The 17,012-nt window shown below is 60.8% G+C and carries 14 protein-coding genes and 1 pseudogene; 11 read left to right on the top strand and 4 right to left on the bottom strand.

Going from position 1 to position 17,012, the window contains the following annotated elements; all coding sequences use genetic code 11:
- The first annotated feature begins 48 nt into the window (after positions 1–48).
- The 4 genes from WB650_RS05410 to WB650_RS05395 all read left to right on the top strand — a co-directional run bounded on the left by WB650_RS05410 (position 49) and on the right by WB650_RS05395 (position 5,533).
- Positions 49–2,448, top strand: coding sequence for a cation:proton antiporter (locus WB650_RS05410; protein ID WP_423959690.1), 2,400 nt, complete (start codon positions 49–51; stop codon positions 2,446–2,448).
- A 236-nt stretch (positions 2,449–2,684) separates the two neighbouring features.
- Positions 2,685–3,323, top strand: coding sequence for a DUF4142 domain-containing protein (locus WB650_RS05405; RefSeq protein ID WP_422301657.1), 639 nt, complete (start codon positions 2,685–2,687; stop codon positions 3,321–3,323).
- 20 nt (positions 3,324–3,343) lie between these two features.
- Entirely contained in the window at positions 3,344–3,904 is a 561-nt protein-coding gene (locus WB650_RS05400) for a hypothetical protein (RefSeq protein WP_422301659.1), read from the top strand.
- 15 nt (positions 3,905–3,919) lie between these two features.
- Positions 3,920–5,533: a DUF748 domain-containing protein gene (locus tag WB650_RS05395; RefSeq protein WP_422301661.1), complete on the top strand. Its 1,614-nt coding sequence runs from the start codon at positions 3,920–3,922 to the stop codon at positions 5,531–5,533.
- 294 nt (positions 5,534–5,827) lie between these two features.
- Here WB650_RS05395 and aqpZ read toward each other — a convergent pair whose 3' ends face one another.
- The 4 genes and pseudogenes from aqpZ to WB650_RS05375 form a co-directional block, all read right to left on the bottom strand.
- A complete protein-coding gene (gene aqpZ / locus WB650_RS05390) occupies positions 5,828–6,568 on the bottom strand; it encodes an aquaporin Z (protein ID WP_422301663.1) in 741 nt (246 codons plus the stop codon).
- A gap of 161 nt (positions 6,569–6,729) precedes the next feature.
- Positions 6,730–7,327, bottom strand: a pseudogene (locus tag WB650_RS05385) (YceI family protein).
- A gap of 70 nt (positions 7,328–7,397) precedes the next feature.
- On the bottom strand, positions 7,398–8,696 hold the full coding sequence (locus tag WB650_RS05380; RefSeq protein ID WP_422301667.1) for an MFS transporter: 1,299 nt from the start codon (positions 8,694–8,696) through the stop codon (positions 7,398–7,400).
- Positions 8,689–9,444, bottom strand: coding sequence for an enoyl-CoA hydratase/isomerase family protein (locus tag WB650_RS05375; protein WP_422301668.1), 756 nt, complete (start codon positions 9,442–9,444; stop codon positions 8,689–8,691). The genes WB650_RS05380 and WB650_RS05375 overlap by 8 nt, the downstream gene beginning before the upstream one ends.
- Before the next feature lie 151 nt (positions 9,445–9,595).
- On the opposite strand from WB650_RS05375, the gene WB650_RS05370 reads away from it, so the two are divergent.
- The 7 genes from WB650_RS05370 (at position 9,596) to WB650_RS05340 (ending at position 16,979) form a co-directional block, all read left to right on the top strand.
- Positions 9,596–10,297 (top strand): TetR/AcrR family transcriptional regulator, encoded by a 702-nt coding sequence (locus WB650_RS05370; RefSeq protein ID WP_422301670.1) that lies wholly within the window; start codon positions 9,596–9,598, stop codon positions 10,295–10,297.
- Positions 10,297–11,811: a 4-hydroxyphenylacetate 3-hydroxylase family protein gene (locus WB650_RS05365; protein WP_422301672.1), complete on the top strand. Its 1,515-nt coding sequence runs from the start codon at positions 10,297–10,299 to the stop codon at positions 11,809–11,811. Before WB650_RS05370 ends, WB650_RS05365 begins: the two co-directional genes overlap by 1 nt.
- Positions 11,812–11,939: 128 nt before the next feature.
- Positions 11,940–13,010, top strand: a complete 1,071-nt coding sequence (locus WB650_RS05360; RefSeq protein ID WP_423959686.1) for a Rieske 2Fe-2S domain-containing protein — start codon at positions 11,940–11,942, stop codon at positions 13,008–13,010.
- On the top strand, positions 13,010–13,702 hold the full coding sequence (locus tag WB650_RS05355; RefSeq protein ID WP_423959684.1) for a TetR/AcrR family transcriptional regulator: 693 nt from the start codon (positions 13,010–13,012) through the stop codon (positions 13,700–13,702). The genes WB650_RS05360 and WB650_RS05355 overlap by 1 nt, the downstream gene beginning before the upstream one ends.
- Positions 13,684–15,138 (top strand): aldehyde dehydrogenase family protein, encoded by a 1,455-nt coding sequence (locus WB650_RS05350; RefSeq protein ID WP_422301677.1) that lies wholly within the window; start codon positions 13,684–13,686, stop codon positions 15,136–15,138. Before WB650_RS05355 ends, WB650_RS05350 begins: the two co-directional genes overlap by 19 nt.
- Positions 15,139–15,214: 76 nt before the next feature.
- Positions 15,215–16,066 (top strand): fumarylacetoacetate hydrolase family protein, encoded by an 852-nt coding sequence (locus WB650_RS05345; RefSeq protein ID WP_423959682.1) that lies wholly within the window; start codon positions 15,215–15,217, stop codon positions 16,064–16,066.
- A 19-nt stretch (positions 16,067–16,085) separates the two neighbouring features.
- Positions 16,086–16,979 carry a VOC family protein gene (locus WB650_RS05340; RefSeq protein ID WP_422303799.1) on the top strand — a complete coding sequence of 298 codons (894 nt, stop codon included), beginning with the start codon at positions 16,086–16,088 and terminating at the stop codon, positions 16,977–16,979.
- Positions 16,980–17,012: the final 33 nt, after the last annotated feature.

The raw sequence follows: 17,012 nt of genomic DNA, 5'->3' as shown, positions 1-17,012 counted from the left end.
ATTTTCGCAACGCTGCGCATCAGGCTCGTACTCTGGTAGAATCCGCCAATGGCTGAAGGGCAGCCGCGAATTACCAACGCGGGCACGCGCGCCGCCGCCGTGTACGGACTGATGATCGGCGCGTTGGTGCTGCTGTATCTGTGGATTCGGTCGTACGGCGACACGCTCGGCGCACCCGGTCCAGTCGACAGCAACGTCTTCGGATCGGCCATCTCGCGATCGAACGAAGGCGACCTGCTGCATCTGCTGCTCGCCCTGGTGGTAGTGATCGCGACCGCGCGCGCGATGGGCTGGGTCTTCCGTAGCGCAAAGCAACCGCAAGTGGTCGGCGAAATTCTCGCCGGGATCGTGCTTGGTCCGTCGTTGCTCGGACGTCTCGCGCCGGGCGCGGAGGGATATATTTTTCCGGCGGCGGTGGGTCCGTATCTCAACGTAATCGCGCAGGTCGGCGTCATCCTTTATATGTTCCTGGTCGGGCTCGAGCTCGATCCGGCGCTGCTGCGCAAACGCGGGCACTCGACGGTTGCGATCTCCCACGCGAGCATCGTGCTGCCGTTCCTGCTCGGCGCGACGATCGCGCTGTACCTGTATCCGAAGCTCTCGACCAGAGACGTGCCGTTCACATGCTTCTCGCTTTTCCTGGGCGTTTCGATGTCGGTGACGGCGTTTCCAGTGCTCGCCAGGATCCTGACCGATCGTGGAATTCATAAGACCAGAATGGGTGCGATCGCGCTGACCTGCGCGGCGGTCGACGACGTGACCGCGTGGTGCATGCTGGCGTTCGTGGTCAGCGTGGCGCGGGCGGAGGCGGCGGGCGCGGTGGCGACGATCGCGATGGCGCTCGGATTTATCGTGCTGATGATCGTGGTGGTGAGGCCCGCGATGGCGCGCCTGTCGCTGTTGTATGGAAATCGCGGACGGCTGACGCAGGGTGTTATGGCGTCGGTATTTATTGCGCTGCTGATCTCCGCGTCCGCAACCGAATTGATCGGCATCCATGCGGTGTTCGGAGCGTTCGCGCTCGGCGCCGTGATTCCGCACGACAGCGGGATGGCGCGCGAGATGACGGACCGCCTCGAAGACATCGTAATCGTGCTGCTGCTGCCGGCGTTCTTCGCTTACACGGGATTGCGCACGCAAATCGGGCTGGTCAATGGATCCGAGCAGTGGATGATGTGCGCATTGATCGTCGCGGTCGCGTCGGCGGGCAAATTCGGCGGCAGCGCGATCGCGGCGCGAATCACGGGACTCAACTGGCGCGACTCGACGGCGCTCGGCGTGCTGATGAACACGCGCGGCCTGATGGAATTGATCGTGTTGAACATTGGGCTGGAGATGAACGTCATCTCGCCGACACTGTTCGCGATGCTGGTGATCATGGCGCTGGTCACTACCTTTGCGACGACGCCGATTCTACATCTGATCACACGCCGACAAGGCGCGGAGCTCGAGCCGCTTTCCGAGCTCGGCACGTTCTCGCCCGAGCCTGCGGTCGCGCCACAACCTCCGAACCGCGTCGCTCCGTTTCCTGCGCCGCATCCCGCGCCACATAGCAGTCCGCGGCCTGCGCAGCCGCCGCCGCGCCCGATGCTGGTCGGAACCGAGCACAGCGCCATCCTGGTGCCGGTATCGAATCCGGAAGGCGTGGCCGTTCTGATCGAACTCGCGCTCGCGGCGACGCCGCATGACGCGCCGCCGCCGCGCGTGCTCGCACTGGTGAAGACTCCGTCGGGCGGAGTGCGATCGGGACTCCGCGAGGCCGACCAGCGGGTACCGCCCCGCTCTCCCGCGCTGTCGGCAGCGTTGGACCTCGCGCTCGCGCGTGGCAGCATCATCACGCCGCAGGCAGTTTGGACGACCAACCCCGCGGCAGACATCCTGGCGTTCGCGAGCGAGCCGCAAATCGGATGGCTCCTGATGGGATCGCATCGCGCAGTCTTCGGATCAGACTTCATGGGCGGCGTGGTCCGCGAAATTCTGGACAAGGCTCGCGCGTTGCCGGTTCACGTCGCTGTGGTGATTCACGGCGGCGAGCGTCCGATGGATCGCGTCTTTGCAGTGGTCGACCGCGGGACGCACGGTCGCGCGGCGCTGGATCTCGCTTTGAGAGTGGCGTTGCAGAAGAAGTCGGGACTGCACGCGGTGCTGGTGCCCGAGGACGGGAACGCGGAGGACGCTGAACTGCTCGATCTGATCCGCGATGCCGGCCGCGCGCTCGGACGCCGGCTACATACTGACGTGCTAAGCGCGCCGACGGCGGCGCAACTTGCGCGTCAGACGCCGGGCGGCCTGATCGTGGTCGCGACCAACCTCGCAGACAAGTTCGGACTCTCACCGGACAATCGATCCGACCCCAAACGATGCGTCGTGGTAGTGCAGGGATCGGAAAGCGCCCCCGCCCGAATAGGCGCCCGCACAATAGAGCATCACCGAAGCGCGAAACCCTGAAACTCTTTCGCCCTTTCCGAACGGGAACGTCAAGGAGTGTAGTTCCTTCACGGTGCGGAACGCTATTCCCGTCATTGCTGGGAATTTTTGAGGCATATCTTTTGCTCGTTTTGCTGGTGTCTTAAAACGCTTGGGGCGCGTGGCGCCGCTTGCGTCGTCGCAGGCTTGCGGCTCGCGAGGCTGATCGCCCGATTCCCGCCCCCTCTTCATTGGGGTTCTCTTTGAGGACAGCGACTATGGGCACACAGAAAAAGCTTAAAGTTTCGCGGCATTTTTTCGTTGCAGCGCTGGTTGCGGCGACGATCGGGGGTTGCTCTGCCAAACGGCAGCAGCCGACACCGGACGCCAATGCCGCCGTAGCTTCGCCGGCGGCGCAGGCGACCCAAGCGGCTGAGGCCAAACCGCGGGTGACACATGTGGCGTCGGCGGATGTTTCGAGCAAGAACACCAGTGCGGCGATCCTGGAGCAGATACATCAGGCCAATCTGAAGGAGATCGCGATCGGCCAGCTCGCGGAAGAAAAAGCTTCGAGCGACGAAGTTCGCGCCTACGCGGTTCAACTGGTGAACGACCATACGAATGCCGATCAGATGGTAGCTGCGACGGCGCAGAAGAAGGGCGCTCATCTGCGCGATTCCCAAGGCAGTCACGGGAAAGTGGCGCAACAGAAACTGTCGGCGGCGAGCGGCGCTCAATTTGATCGGCTCTTTTTAGAGCAGAGCAGTGCCAATCACAAAAAGCTCATCAGCGAGCTGCAGCAGGAGCGCGAGGATGCCAGCGACGATGACGTCGAAGCGTTGATCGACAAGATCGTGCCGATCCTGCAGCAGCATCAGGACCTCGCGCAAATTCTCATGAAGAAGGAGCAGGCCTAACCGGCCCGATTCGGAAAACCATGGCAACAGACACGACAAGTTTTGACGCCAGGGAACGCGTTACGGATCGCGTTTCATGGGGCAGGCGGCTGGTCGCCGGAATCGCCGACGGAATCCTCAGCGCCATCCTGATGATGGGCTTCATGATGGCCTATTCGAAAGCAATCGGTGAGGGCCTCACGATGCCGCTCAGGGCGCTCGGTGCGCTCGTATATGGAGTTGAAGCGTTAGTCGCGGGATCGATGGCGATGCTGGCCGGCGCCGGCATTCAACTTGGATTTTCGATCGTGCTCGGAATCCTGTTCGCGCTGTGCACGTCGCGGCGAACGTCGATAGTAGCGGAGATGTTGGTCGGGATCGTGGTTGGCCTCGTCATCTGGGTGGCGATGGAGTTGGTGGTGCTGCCGTATATGAATCCGACGATGGCGGCGCGAATCGCGCTGATGCCGCTGGCATATTTCATCGCACACTTGCTGTTCGGTATCGGCCTCGGGTTGACGCCCGTGTTCGTGCGGACCTTCGGCGGGAAGCGACGCGAGCAGCGTCGGATGCAACGTCCGGCCGAAGCTTTGCCGACTTGATCGAGTGGCGGCGAGATGAGCGCCTATCGAAAGCATCCGGTTCTTTTCTGGGTTGGCGGATTTTTCGCGACGCTGATCGTCGCGGTGTTTATCGCGTCATTCTTCCTCGATGACATAGTGCGCGCGCGCACGCAGGCGGCGATGAACCAGAAACTCAAGGGCTACCATGTGGCGCTCGCGCATGCGCATCTGCAATTGATCGGCGGCGTTCTGACGCTGAACGGTCTCAAGGTGATACAGGAAGCGCATCCGCGCCCTGCAGTCGCCGATATCGCGACGATGCGCTTCACGATCCAGGTGAAGGAGCTTTTTTCGCGACGTGTGGTGGCCGACGTGCTGCTGTCGCGGCCGAAGATTCATATCGATCAGACGCAGGTGGTGGCGGAAGCGAAGAGCAGCGTGCCGCTCCGGCAGAAGGGATGGCAGGACGCGCTCGAGGCGGCGTATCCGTTCAAGATCAACCGGTTCACTATTTACGACGGGGATGTGGTCTATATCCAGGACCGGGTGAATCCGCCGCTACACCTGGCAAATCTCAACTTCACCGCGGATAACATCCGCAATATTCACGCGCCTGAGAATGATTACCCGTCGCGGTTCCACGCCAACCTGGTGATCTTCGAAACCGGCAAGGCCACAATTGATGGGCATGCGAACTTCCTCGAAGAGCCTTTCCCGGGCGCGCGCGCGAAGTACACGATCGAAAACGTGCCGCTGAGCGCGTTCGATCCCGAGATTCGCGAGATCAATCTCGAGGTGCACGGGGGGCGGCTGTCGAGCAACGGTCTGCTCGAGTACTCCCCGAAGATAACCAGGGTCGAGGTCGACAACGCCACAATCGATGGGGTGGACGTGGGCTATGTTCATACGCCGGCGACGCAAGTGGCAGAAGCGAAGCGCGTCAAAGAGACCGGCAAGGAGATTGAGAAGCAGAACAACCGTCCGGCGGTAGAAATCAGCGTGCTCGATTTAGATATCGTTCACAGCAATTTTTCGTTCGTCGATAAAACCACCAACCCCAACTACAAGCTTTTCATCAATGGCACTGAACTGACGATCAAGAATCTGTCGAACCATCAGACTCATGGGCCAGCGGAGTTGACGCTGCGTGGCAAATTCATGGGCAGCGGCGATACCAACGTGGCGGGTGATTTCCTGGCGAGCGGGCAAGGACCGGCCTTCGACCTGAAGGTCGCGATTCAGAACGCCGACCTGACCGCGATGAACGATCTGTTGCGCGCGTTCGGGCGCTTCGATGTCGCGGCGGGACAGATTTCAGTGTACTCGCAGGTCGCGATCAAGAACGGGAACATCGACGGCTATGTAAAGCCGATGTTCGCGAACCTCAAGGTGTACGACTACCAGAAGGAAAAAGGCACCGGCGTGCTGCATCAGGCGAAGGAGCTGGCGATCGGCGGCGCGTCTCATCTGTTCAAGAATCATAGAACCGAAGAGGTGGCGACCGACGTGGACCTGAAGGGGAAGCTGACGAGTCCGGATGTAGATACATGGCAGGCGCTCGGCCAGGTGCTGCGCAACGCGTTTGTCGAGGCGATAATACCAGGGTTCGATCGTGCGGTCGGGTTGAACGCCGGCGCCAATCCCGTCAAACAGGCTGAAGCGCATTAACCGTCGCGGATTGTCTGTCGATTGGCGTCAAAAGTAAGGCACGCCCGATCCGCTAACAGGTGGCGCTACCGAGCGTGCCATCGCCTGGAGTGGGGGAAACAGGGGCCAGCCGACAATTAGATTGTATCGAGGCGCCTGTTTGACGCAATTTATTTTGTCAAGCGCGAAGACTCAATTTTGTGTTCTCTAGAGAACAAATGAAATTCGTTGGTTGTAAATTTTGCCCAATTACAAATCGTGGTCACGATCGCCGGTCGCGTCAAAACAATGCTCCTACACAAAGACAGGAGGAGGCTACGCTGCGGTCTTTCTATCTTCGCGGCCCAGCTCTTCGGTGATCACTTCCTCGGTGCCGAACCAATTGTAGAAGAAACCGCCGACAGCGGCGCCTGCGATTGGCGCGATCCAGAAAAGCCATAGCTGCGAGAGGGCCCATCCGCCGACGAAGAGCGCGGGACCAGTGCTGCGCGCGGGATTCACCGAAGTGTTGTCAATCGGGATGCTGATCAGATGAATCAGCGTGAGAACCAGTCCGATGGGAATCGGTGCGAAGCCGACAGCAACCCGCTTGTCGGTCGAGCCGAGGATCACAATGAGGAACATAAAGGTGAGCACGAATTCAGCGACGAATGCTGCGCCAAGGGTGTAGCCACCGGGCGAATGCGCACCGTAACCGTTGGCGGCGAACCCGTTGCTCAAATCGAATCCCGGGCCGCGGCTGGCGATTACGTAGAGCACGCTCGAGGCGAGGATTGCGCCAATCACTTGCGCGATGATGTACGACGGAACCTCGTGCGCGGGGAATCGTTTGCCGGCCCACAATCCAATTGTGACGGCGGGATTGATATGGCATCCCGAAATCGTGCCGATCGTGAAGGCCATCGTGAGAAGAGTCAGGCCGAACGCGAGCGCTACTCCCAGGAATCCGATTCCAGTTTTCGGGAAGCCGGCGGCAAGCACAGCGCTGCCGCATCCTCCGAAGACCAGCCAGAAAGTGCCGATCAACTCCGCTGCGAAACGCCGCGACATGTTCATGGCGGACTCTCCCCGAGAAGCCTGAGACGTGAGAACTGTTTCAGGCGTATCGCGGGGCCTAGTTGAACGCAAATCAGACCAGCGTAGCTGCTGTACGCAACCAAATATTGGTGCTTTCAGGAACCAAATCAGGCTGGCGCATACGCCCCGAAAACGAATCGCTACTTCTTGATTGCCTCGACGTCGATTGAGATCGCGACCTCGTCACCGACCATCACGCCGCCCGACTCGAGCACCTTGTTCCAGGTCAGGCCGAAGTCACTGCGCTTGATTTTTGTCGTCGCAGATGCGCCCGCGCGCGTGTTGCCCATCGGATCGTGAATCGGCGCCCCGCTCTGCTCAACCTCGAGCACAACCGGCTTGGTGACACCGTGAAGCGTCAGATCGCCGGTCACGTTCCACTTGCCGGGACCCGCGGCTTCGACCTTGGTCGATTTTGAAAGTGATGGTCGGGTACTTCGCGACGTCGAGAAAGTCCGGACTCTTCAGATGTGCGTCGCGCTTCTCGACCCGGGTGTCGACCGACGACGCGTCGATGGTCGCATCGATTTTCGCCGAAGCTGGATCGTTGCCGTCGGCGGTGATCGTTCCCGAGGTTTTTTGGAACTGTCCTTTCACGTTCGAGATCATCATGTGCCGCACCGTGAACTCGACGTTCGTATGCGCGGGATCGATATGCCACGTGTCGGCATGTGCAAGGAAGGGGAACGCGAGCGCGATTGCGACCGCGAATGCGGTTTTCGAGATCCGGGACTTCATGAGGCAGGCTCCTTCATCGGGCGATTAGCGAGCATTGAACACACCAAGTGGGCGTCTGGCAAGGAGAAGATTACGAGGGTTCCTCGTCCATACCGACTGACTTGAGGCTGGTGAGCAGCACGATGCCGGAAACCAGAATGATCGCGCCGCAAATGACTACCGCCTTCATCGGGCCGAGGTGCGAGCCCATGTAGCCGACCTCGAGCGCGCCGACCGGAGTCATACCGACGGCGGCGAGCTGGTAAGTGCTCATCACGCGGCCGCGCAGATCGTCATTGACGAACATCTGCACGAGGGTGTTGTTGCTTGCTCTGAAGTTGGTCAGGCCCGCGCCGATTACAAACTGCGCGGCCAATGAGAGCGGGAACGAACGCGAGATTCCGAAGACCACGATTCCAATCGCGGAGAGAAAAAGTCCAACGAGCAGATTGTTCCGCATCCCGCGCGTCGATACGCGCGAGGCCAGCGTGACCGCGCCGATGACCGAGCCGAGTCCCTGTATCGCGACCAGGAATCCGTAGGTGCGTGCGTCGCCGTGCAGGACGTTTTTTGCGAACAGCGGAACCAGCACCAGGTACTGGTACCCGAAGCCGTTGGTCACGGCGGCCAGCGCCAGCTGGTAGAAGAGCGGGCGATTGCTCCAGACGTAAGCAAGGCCCTCGCGCAGTTGATGAATCATGCGCGTGCCGCCCCCTGCGATCACACGGGTGGGAATCTCCATCTGAGTCAGGCTCCAGATGACGGCGAGGAAGCTCACGCCATTGAGAAAAAAACAGGTGCCGATGCCGAGCCATGCGATAAGTAGCCCGGCGGCTGCGGGACCGAGCATGCGCGCGCTGTTGAACATCATCGAGTTGAGCGCGATCGCGTTGGCGAGATCGTCGTAACCGACCATCTCGACCACGAACGATTGGCGGCCCGGCATGTCGAAGGAGCCGACGGTGCCGTTGAAGGCGGCGAGCAGAATGACGTACTCGACGCGCACGGTGCCGGTCCACGTCAGCGCGGCGAGGGTGAAGGCGCTAAGCATCAGCAGGATTTGCGTGGTGATTATCAGGCGGCGGCGATCGACGCGATCAACGATGACGCCGGCGAACAAACCGACGAGCAGGATCGGAGTGAACTGCGCGAAGGATACGACGCCGAGCATCGTCGCCGAGTTGGTCAGCTTCAGCACCAGCCACGCCTGCGCGGCGCTCTGCATCCAGGTGCCGGCGAGCGAGATGAGCTGGCCGAAGAAATAGAGGCGATAGTTGCGATGGCGCAGCGCGCGAAACGCGCGGCGGCTCACGCTCGAATCTTCAACAGGCGGTTGGAGCGGGTCGGGCGGACCGGTCTCCACCGCGGGCCCGGGGTCCGACTCAGGCACGGCGCGCCGACTTGTTGTTGAACGCGGCGATACGCTCGCGCATGTCAGGACCGACGCCGGGGTTTCGGTACACCTCGTGCGCGAGGCCGGCGCCGAGCGGCAAGCCGTCGGTCTCGATTAGCAGGCGCTTGTTGGCGCGATGACTGAACCACGAATTGGCGAGGATGGTGTCGGCCAGTGCGCGAAGTTCCTTGTCGAACGAATCGTCGGCCACGCAGATGTTCGCGAGTCCCATCGCGGCGGCTTCGACGCCTGAGTAGGTGCGGCAGGTCAGCATCATCTCGCGCGCCTTGGACGGGCCGACGCGTCGCGGCAGCCGCTGGCTCATCCCCCAGATGGGAGTCAGCGCCCATCGCGCGTGAGTGTCGGCGAATTTCGCGGACTCCGCGGCTACAATGAGATCGCCAGCGAGGGCCAACTCGAGCGCGCCGGTGTAGCAATGTCCGTGCACCGCGCTGACGACCGGTTGCGGAAGGTCCGCGAGGCGCTCGATCGTCTCGGACTGAAAATTCGGCTTGGGCGGGCGCTCGCCCTTTGCGATATCGGCGAGATCGTGTCCGGCGGAGAAGCATTTGCCGGCGCCACGCACGACGACCAGGCCGATGCGATCGGTCTCGCGCGCAAGCTGATCAATGTGGGCGCGCAATTCGACGAACATCTCGATGTTGAGCGAGTTCAATTTCTCGGGACGATTCAATGTGAGCGTGGCGAGACCGTCCCGGTCTTCGCGAAGTACCAATCCAGCCATGATTTGTCCTCCGATCGATCGCAGATTAATCAGCGCGGCGCAGCTTCGCAAATAAGCGAGTCCGAAATTCCTCCAGGCGTTTGACAGATCGGCCGGATCTTTAGTACACATTGAGCATGCTCATAACTGAGTACGCTCATTTTTGAGGATAATGCAGAACCAGAATTCCGGCCGGATCGAACGCAGCAAGCGTGACAAGCTCGAGCGGATAAAACGCGCCGCGCGGAAATTGTTCGGCCGCAAGGGTTTCGAAGCCACCACCACTCGCGAAATCGCGGCTGCGGCGGATATCGGCGCCGGGACTCTGTTCCTCTATGCGGGCACCAAAGAGGACCTGCTGGTGCTGCTCTTCCGCGAAGATATGAGCCGGGTTGTGAGAGATGCGTTCGCGACGATGCCCGCGCGGCCGTTGCTCGATCAGGTACTGCATCTGTTCGGTGCGATGATCGCGTTGCACGAGCGGGATCGCGGATTGGCACGCGTATTCGTGAGAGAACTGCCCTTCGTCGAGGATCGCCGTCATGGCGTGGCCGAACTGATGGCGTCGATGCTCGGCGGGATTGCCGACCTCATCGAGCAAGCGAAGGTGCGCGGCGAACTTCGTGCAGACGTCCCCGCGTCCCGCCTCGCGCACAGCCTGTTCGGCCTCTACTTCTTTCAGATGCAGCGGTGGTTGGGCGGCGACCCGATCACGAGCCGACAGCGCGATGAAAGGTTGCGGGCCGCGCTCAAACTGCAGCTCGACGGTCTGCGCAGCGACCACTCGAAAATGCCGGCAATCAAAAAGTTCAATCCGGCCCGGCGCGCCGCTTCCACAGCTGCCGCGAGGCGGAACGGACGAGGAGGTCGCTGATGGCAGCACGAACAGGACGCGAGTTTCTCGCGGGACTGTCCAGTCCGCGCGAGCTATGGGTCGGCGACGATAAGGTGACCGACATCGTGTCGCATCCGGCCTTTGCGGGCGCGGCCGATACGCTGGCGGAGATTTTTGATCTCCAGCATCAGGCGCGCGACGTCTGCCTGATGCCGGATCCCTGGACCGGCGAGCCGATCAACGTGAGCCATATGATTCCGCGCTCGATCGCCGACCTCGAGCGCCGTCACGCATGCTTGCAGACGATCGCGGAATTTACCGTCGGCCTGATGGGCCGCACGCCGGACTATATGAACGTCACGTTCGCGGGTTTCGCGGGACGCGCCGACGAATGGGCTATCAACGGCAACGAGCGGGGAGCTGCGAACCTTGTCGCATATCAGAAGTTCCTCGCGCGCAAGGACCTCGCGCTGACGCACACCATCGTTCATCCCACAATCGATAAGGCCAAAGGTGACGTGCCCGAGCCGGGCAACGACGTCGCGCTGCACAAGGTAGCAGACACTGCGCATGGGATCGTCGTCCGCGGCGCTAGAATCCTTGCGACGCTGGCGCCGTTCGCCGACGAAATAGCGGTGTATCCCGCGGTGCCCCTGCTCGCGGGGACCGACTCGTATGCGCTTTCGTTTTGCGTGCCGATGGACACGCCCGGGCTGAAGTTCATCTGCCGCGACAGTTGCGCCACCGCGCCGAATCGCTTCGACCATCCGCTGTCGAGCCGCTTTGACGAGCAGGACGCGTTCGTGATTTTCGACGACGTCGAGGTTCCGTGCGACCGCGTCTTCATCAACGCGAATCTCGTCGCCTACAATAGCGTGATGGCGACCGGATGGTATCCGAACATCATGCAGCAGACGATGATTCGGGCGCAGACCAAGCTCGAGTTCGCTTACGGGCTGGCGAGCAGGATGGCGGAAGCGATCAATGATGTTTCGCCGGCGACCAGGCAGATGCTCGGCGAAATCTGGACGTATGCGGAGTTCGCCCGCGCGGCGATACATAGCGCAGAGATTGAAGCGTTCGAATACGGCAACGGCGTGTGGTTCCCGAACGGCGGTCCGCTCGCGGCTTTGCGCGCGGCGCTGCCGACATGGTTTCCGCGCGTTGGCGAAATCATCACGCTGATCGGATCGCACAACCTGCTGGCCGCGCCGACGGAAGCGCAGCTTAACGATCCCAAACTACGGCCGCTCATCGACCGGTATCTGCGCGGCGCTGGTGAGACGAACTCCGAGCAGCGTGCGCGAATCTTCCGGCTGGCGTGGGACTTCGTTGGCAGCGCCCTGGCCAGCCGCAATGAATTGTACGAGCGCTTTTACCTGGCGTCGGGCGCGCGAAATTATCAGCTGGCCCATGCGCTCGCGCCAAAAGACCGGGCGCGGCGCCTGGTCGACGAATTGATCGGGCTGAAAGCGCGAGATGGTCGCGGGCAGGCGGAGTCCGACAAGAAGATCATCGGACTGCCGACGTCTGCTGAATTTCCGCGGAGATAGAGAAACTTATACTAATTCTTGACCATAGTCGGAATTGACTTCAGTCATGAATGGAGTTATGCCAGCCTTTGCGAAGCCGTATTCGTGCGGTCCTGCAAATCCGATTCACCCCGCGGGAGGAAATCTCGATGTTCGTCCGCAATTGCTGGTACATGGCTGGCTGGAGCCGCGACTTCGGAATCGACGAGTTGAAAGCGGTCACGATGCTCAACGAGCAGATAGTTATTCACCGCAAGAGTGACGGCGGCCTGGTTGCGCTTCAGGATCGATGCTGCCATCGCTTCGCGCCGCTCTCGCTTGGCCGTATCGAGAACGACGACCTTCGATGCATGTATCACGGACTGAAGTTCGCACCGTCGGGAAAGTGCATCGAGATCCCCGGCCAATCCAAAATCCCGCCGCAGGCGTGTGTTCGGTCCTATTCGATCGTCGACAAGTACAGCGGCGCGTGGGTCTGGATGGGAGAGCCCGCGCTAGCTGACGAGTCGCTGATTCCCGAGTTCGTCGGCATCGACGATCCGCGTTGGGCGATGCTGCCGGGCCGGATGGATTACAAGGCCAACTACATGCTGATCAACGACAACCTGCTCGACCTCTCGCACATCCCGTTTTTGCATCGCTACAGTCTGGGAGCGAGCCTCACGCCGGAAGGAGTGTCAAGGCCGGTCGTGACCAGGCTCGAGCGATCGGTGAGGATTCAGAACTGGCTCAAGGCAGAATCGTCGCAAATGATTGGATCCATCCGTGGCATGCGGACCGAAATCTGGCAGACCTACGACTTCGTGGCGCCGGGTGTGTTCCTGCTGCGCGCGGATATGTATCCGCTCGGAACGGCAGTGCAGTTCCCGGAGCGGGAGCCGTCGGGCGTCGAGCCGCTTCACCGACAATTCACCTGCCAGGCGGTGACTCCGCTGACGGAAAATCAGACCTGCTATTTCTTCGCATACGGACCGTGGAGGCAGGAAGCGGAGTTGATGGAGTCCTTCTACCAACTCGGCCTGAAGGCATTCAACGAAGACCGGACGATGATCGAAGCGCAACAGGTGAATATCAATCGGTCGCACGGCGCCGCGATGATCACGACGGTATCGGACAGCGCCCTGTCGCAGTTCAGAAGAATGATGGACAAGATGATGAAGGATGAGGCGCAAGGAATTGCCGCGGGATCGTCGTCGCTCGACAGCGAGGCGCGCGCGTGATGGCAGCTGCGGGAATCGTGGAAGTCGTTGGTCGCGCGGAACGCAACAAGCGGGACAAACGTGCGCGTCTGATCGCGGCAGCGCGAGAACTCTTCCGCACCAAGGGCTTCGAGCAGACTACCACGAGCGAAATAGCCGAGCGCGCCGACGTCGGGAAAGGGACGCTTTTCTTCCATGCTCGATCCAAGGACGAGTTGCTGGTGATGGTGTTCCAGGAGGATATCGGCCGCACCATCAATCGCGCGTTCGCGACTGTGCCCCAGGCGCCGTTGATCGACCAGGCGATGCACGTGTTCAACGCCATGCTGAAGCAGAATCAGCGCGAACTGGAGCTGGCGCGGATCTTTGTCAGGGAACTCGCGTTCGTGAAGGGCGATCATCACGGTATCGATGCAGTTATGGAAGCGTTCTTCAGTCGTATGAGTGTGCTGATCGAGCAGGCGCAGGGGCGCGGAGAAATCAGGGCCTCGGTCGATCCCGCGCTGCTTGCCTACAATCTATTTGCGCTTCACTTTTCATTCTTGGTCGTTTGGCTCGGTACCGGCTTGCGGACGCCGGATCCATCCAAGCCCTCGATGCGCCAGATGCTCGAACTGCAATTTCTCGGATTACTCGAATCGCCGGCGGAAATAAGAACGGGCCGTCGTAATACGAGACTCGTGGAGGTTACCAAATGGAAAACGCCAAAATAGCGGGAGTGGAAGTCTCAACCGCGCATTTCATCGACGGCAAGCGCGTCGCGTCGAAGCGGACGTTTGCGAATTGCTCGCCGATCGACGGCAAGCATCTTGCCGATGTAAGCGCGGGTGGCGCAGAGGAGATCGATGCGGCCGTGGCGGCCGCGCGTCGTGCGTTTCCGAAATGGGCGGCGCTCGGGCCTGACGGACGTCATCGCGTGCTGAAAAAGTTGGCCCAAGGGATCCTCGATCATGCGAAGGAACTCTCGGCGGTCGAGACGGCAGACAACGGATCGCTGCTGATGGGCAACCTGGCGCGAGTGATTCCGCGCGCCGCTCAAAATATAGAGTTCTTCGCAGACCGCGCGTTGAAATTGGGTCACGAGCAAATCGATTCGCCCGAGGTTGTGAATCACGTGCGCTTCGATCCTGCGGGAGTGGCTGCGCTGATCACGCCGTGGAACGCTCCCTTCATGCTGACGACGTGGAAGGTCGGGCCCGCGCTCGCGGCGGGCGACACGGTGGTAGTCAAACCGCCTGAGTGGGCGCCGCTGACGTGCTCGATGATGGCGGATATCGCAACCGAGGCCGGAATCCCCGCGGGCGTGCTCAACGTCGTGCAAGGAATCGGCGAAGAGGCAGGCGCGGCGCTCGCGGCGCATTTGGATATAGACAGGTTGAGTTTCACCGGATCGACCGACACCGCGAAATTGATCGGACAGTCGACTGCGCGATCGCTCACGCCAGTCAGCTTCGAGCTGGGCGGCAAGTCTCCTTATATAGTGTGCGCCGATGCCGACCTCGACGCGGCCGCGCAGACTGCCGCGGGCCAGTACATCAATGCAGGCCAGGTGTGTCTTGCGGGCACTCGGCTGCTGGTTGACGCGTCGGTGGCCGATGAATTCCAGAGCAAGTTTCGCATGGCTGCGGCGCACATGACCGTCGGTGATCCGCGCGAGAAGAGCACGCGCGTCGGCCCGCTCATTACGCCGGAACATTTCATACGCGTCGAGGGATTCGTCGACCGTGCGTTGAAATCGGGCGTCAAACCGTCGTGGGGAGGCAAGCGTTCCAGCGTCGGCGAATTGTACTTCGAGCCAACGCTCCTCGAGGGGGCGCGGCAGGACATGGAGATCGTCCAGCGCGAAGTGTTCGGTCCGGTGCTGACCTGGCAGACTTTTCGCGACGAGGATGAGCTGATTGCGCACGCCAACGGCACGCATTACGGACTCGCCGCGATGGTCTTCAGCAAGAATCAGGAACGCGCGATGCGCATCGCGAGTCGCGTCACGGCGGGCACGGTGTGGGTGAACTGCTTTTTCGTGCGCGAGCTCGCCGCTCCGTTCGGCGGCAGCCGCGATTCGGGCATCGGACGCGAAGGCGGCAACTGGAGCTTCGACTTCTACTGCGACGTCAAGAACATCGCAGCATTGAAAGGATCGTTTGCCTAGAAACCTAACCTCTAACCCCTTCCCGCTCGGGAAGGGGAACTGGAAGAGGTTAAACTGACTAATCGGAGAATAGCCAATGAGTGTACTAGACGTTCCGAGACAGGAATGGCGGCGAGTCCTGCATGAGGGACAACCGAAGTGGGTCCGTCCCGAGGGCGATCGTCTTCTGCTCGGCGACGGACGGCACCTCGCTGATTCAGAGGCGACGTACTTACCGCCATGCGACCCGACCAAGATTCTGTGCATCCATTTGAACTACGATTCGAGGCGGGTCGAGTTCAAAGCGCCGATGCTAGAGACGCCGACCTACTTCCAGAAGCCTGTCACAGCGCTGAATTCTCATCGCGGCATGCTGTGCCGGCCGGCCGGGCACAAGTATCTCAACTACGAAGGCGAAGTCGGGGTGATTATCGGCAAGCCGATGCGCAACGTCAGTCGCGAAGAGAGTTGGGACTATATCGCGGGATTTGCACCTGCGAATGACGTCGGATGCCAGGACTATCGCGACACCGACGCCGGCTCGATGCTCCGCGTGAAAGGTCAGGACGGCTTCTGTCCGATCGGTCCCGGAATAGTCAGTGGAGTAGATATTCGCAAATCTACTTTGCGTACTTACATGAACGGTAAGATGGTGCAGGAGGGCGCAATCTCGGAAATGCTATTCCCGATTGACTATATACTCGCCGACCTGTCGCGGTTCATCACGCTGCTGCCCGGTGACATCATATTATCGGGCACGCCGAAGAATTCGCGCCCGATGAACCCCGGCGATTTGGTTGAAGTCGAGGTCAGCGGCCTTGGGCGCCTGTCGAATAAGGTTGTCGAAGCCCCTGCACCCGTGCATAAAGTTGGTCATCAGCCGACTGATACGGATTCGGTTCGGCGCGTCGCTCTTGGTTCCGATTGGGTCCGCACAGAAGCTCGATAAACGCTCGGAGGAAATCTATATGGCTCATGTGACAGAGCTCGGGTACATGGGAATCGGCGTTAAAGACCTCGCAGCGTGGAAGGATTTCGCCACGAACATCGTCGGCTTCGAACTGGCCGACGACGGCGAGCCCGATCGATGCTATCTACGCATGGACTACCTGCATCATCGGATCGTTATCCATAATGACGGCAGTGACGATCTCGCATACCTCGGTTTCCGCGTTGCCGGCGCCGAAGAATTCGCCGAGATGCAGCGTCAGCTCTCTGACGCCGGAATCAAGTTCCGTCTCGGTTCCACCGAAGAAGCCGAGGAACGCCGCGTGCTCGAGGTCCTCAAGCTCGACGATCCCGGCGGCAACCCGATCGAGATCTTTCACGGACCGTTGGTGCAATTTGGCAAGCCGTTTCATCCCGGGCGCGCGATGCACGGCCGCTTCAAGACTGGCACCGGTGGTTTGGGTCACACCATCATCCGGGAACGCAACGCCGAGGCGGCCCAGCGCTTCTATCAGCTGCTCGGGATGCGCGGCGGCGTCGAGTACAAGTTCGGGCGCGGCAAGCAAGCCACGGGCATTGTCTTCATGCATTGCAACGACCGCGATCACACCGTCGCCTTCGGCATACCCGTCGACCGCCGCATCAACCACACGATGATCGAAGTCGATAACCTCGACGACGTCGGTATGACGTACGACCTGGTGTGCAAGAGCAAGGTCCCGGTGACAATCACGCCCGGCAAGCACTCGAATGATCACATGTTTTCGTTCTACTTCCTGAATCCGTCGGGATGGTCGTTCGAATATGGTTGGGGCGCGCGACCTGCCACCTACCAGTCGGAATACCATCCGGGCGACATGTACGGGCATCAATTCCAAACGGACGCATTCGGTATGGGCGGGCCGAAGAAGTGAGCGTATCCCAGGAACCTTGAATCGCGCGGGCAG

It is taken from the genome of Binatus sp. (SeqCode) (assembly GCF_049584895.1).
GTDB lineage: Bacteria > Desulfobacterota > Binatia > Binatales > Binataceae > Binatus.
The sequence above is the reverse complement of the archived record's forward strand: the minus strand, read 5'-3'. Positions and strand labels throughout refer to the sequence as shown.

Bases quoted from the DNA above. Each gene is read 5' to 3' on its own strand.
- WB650_RS05410 (WP_423959690.1), top strand. From the start codon at position 49: ATGGCTGAAGGGCAGCCGCGAATTACCAACGCGGGCACGCGCGCCGCC.
- WB650_RS05405 (WP_422301657.1), top strand. From the start codon at position 2,685: ATGGGCACACAGAAAAAGCTTAAAGTTTCGCGGCATTTTTTCGTTGCA.
- WB650_RS05400 (WP_422301659.1), top strand. From the start codon at position 3,344: ATGGCAACAGACACGACAAGTTTTGACGCCAGGGAACGCGTTACGGAT.
- WB650_RS05395 (WP_422301661.1), top strand. From the start codon at position 3,920: ATGAGCGCCTATCGAAAGCATCCGGTTCTTTTCTGGGTTGGCGGATTT.
- aqpZ (WP_422301663.1), bottom strand. From the start codon at position 6,568: ATGAACATGTCGCGGCGTTTCGCAGCGGAGTTGATCGGCACTTTCTGG.
- WB650_RS05375 (WP_422301668.1), bottom strand. From the start codon at position 9,444: ATGGCTGGATTGGTACTTCGCGAAGACCGGGACGGTCTCGCCACGCTC.
- WB650_RS05370 (WP_422301670.1), top strand. From the start codon at position 9,596: ATGCAGAACCAGAATTCCGGCCGGATCGAACGCAGCAAGCGTGACAAG.
- WB650_RS05365 (WP_422301672.1), top strand. From the start codon at position 10,297: ATGGCAGCACGAACAGGACGCGAGTTTCTCGCGGGACTGTCCAGTCCG.
- WB650_RS05360 (WP_423959686.1), top strand. From the start codon at position 11,940: ATGTTCGTCCGCAATTGCTGGTACATGGCTGGCTGGAGCCGCGACTTC.
- WB650_RS05355 (WP_423959684.1), top strand. From the start codon at position 13,010: ATGGCAGCTGCGGGAATCGTGGAAGTCGTTGGTCGCGCGGAACGCAAC.
- WB650_RS05350 (WP_422301677.1), top strand. From the start codon at position 13,684: ATGGAAAACGCCAAAATAGCGGGAGTGGAAGTCTCAACCGCGCATTTC.
- WB650_RS05345 (WP_423959682.1), top strand. From the start codon at position 15,215: ATGAGTGTACTAGACGTTCCGAGACAGGAATGGCGGCGAGTCCTGCAT.
- WB650_RS05340 (WP_422303799.1), top strand. From the start codon at position 16,086: ATGGCTCATGTGACAGAGCTCGGGTACATGGGAATCGGCGTTAAAGAC.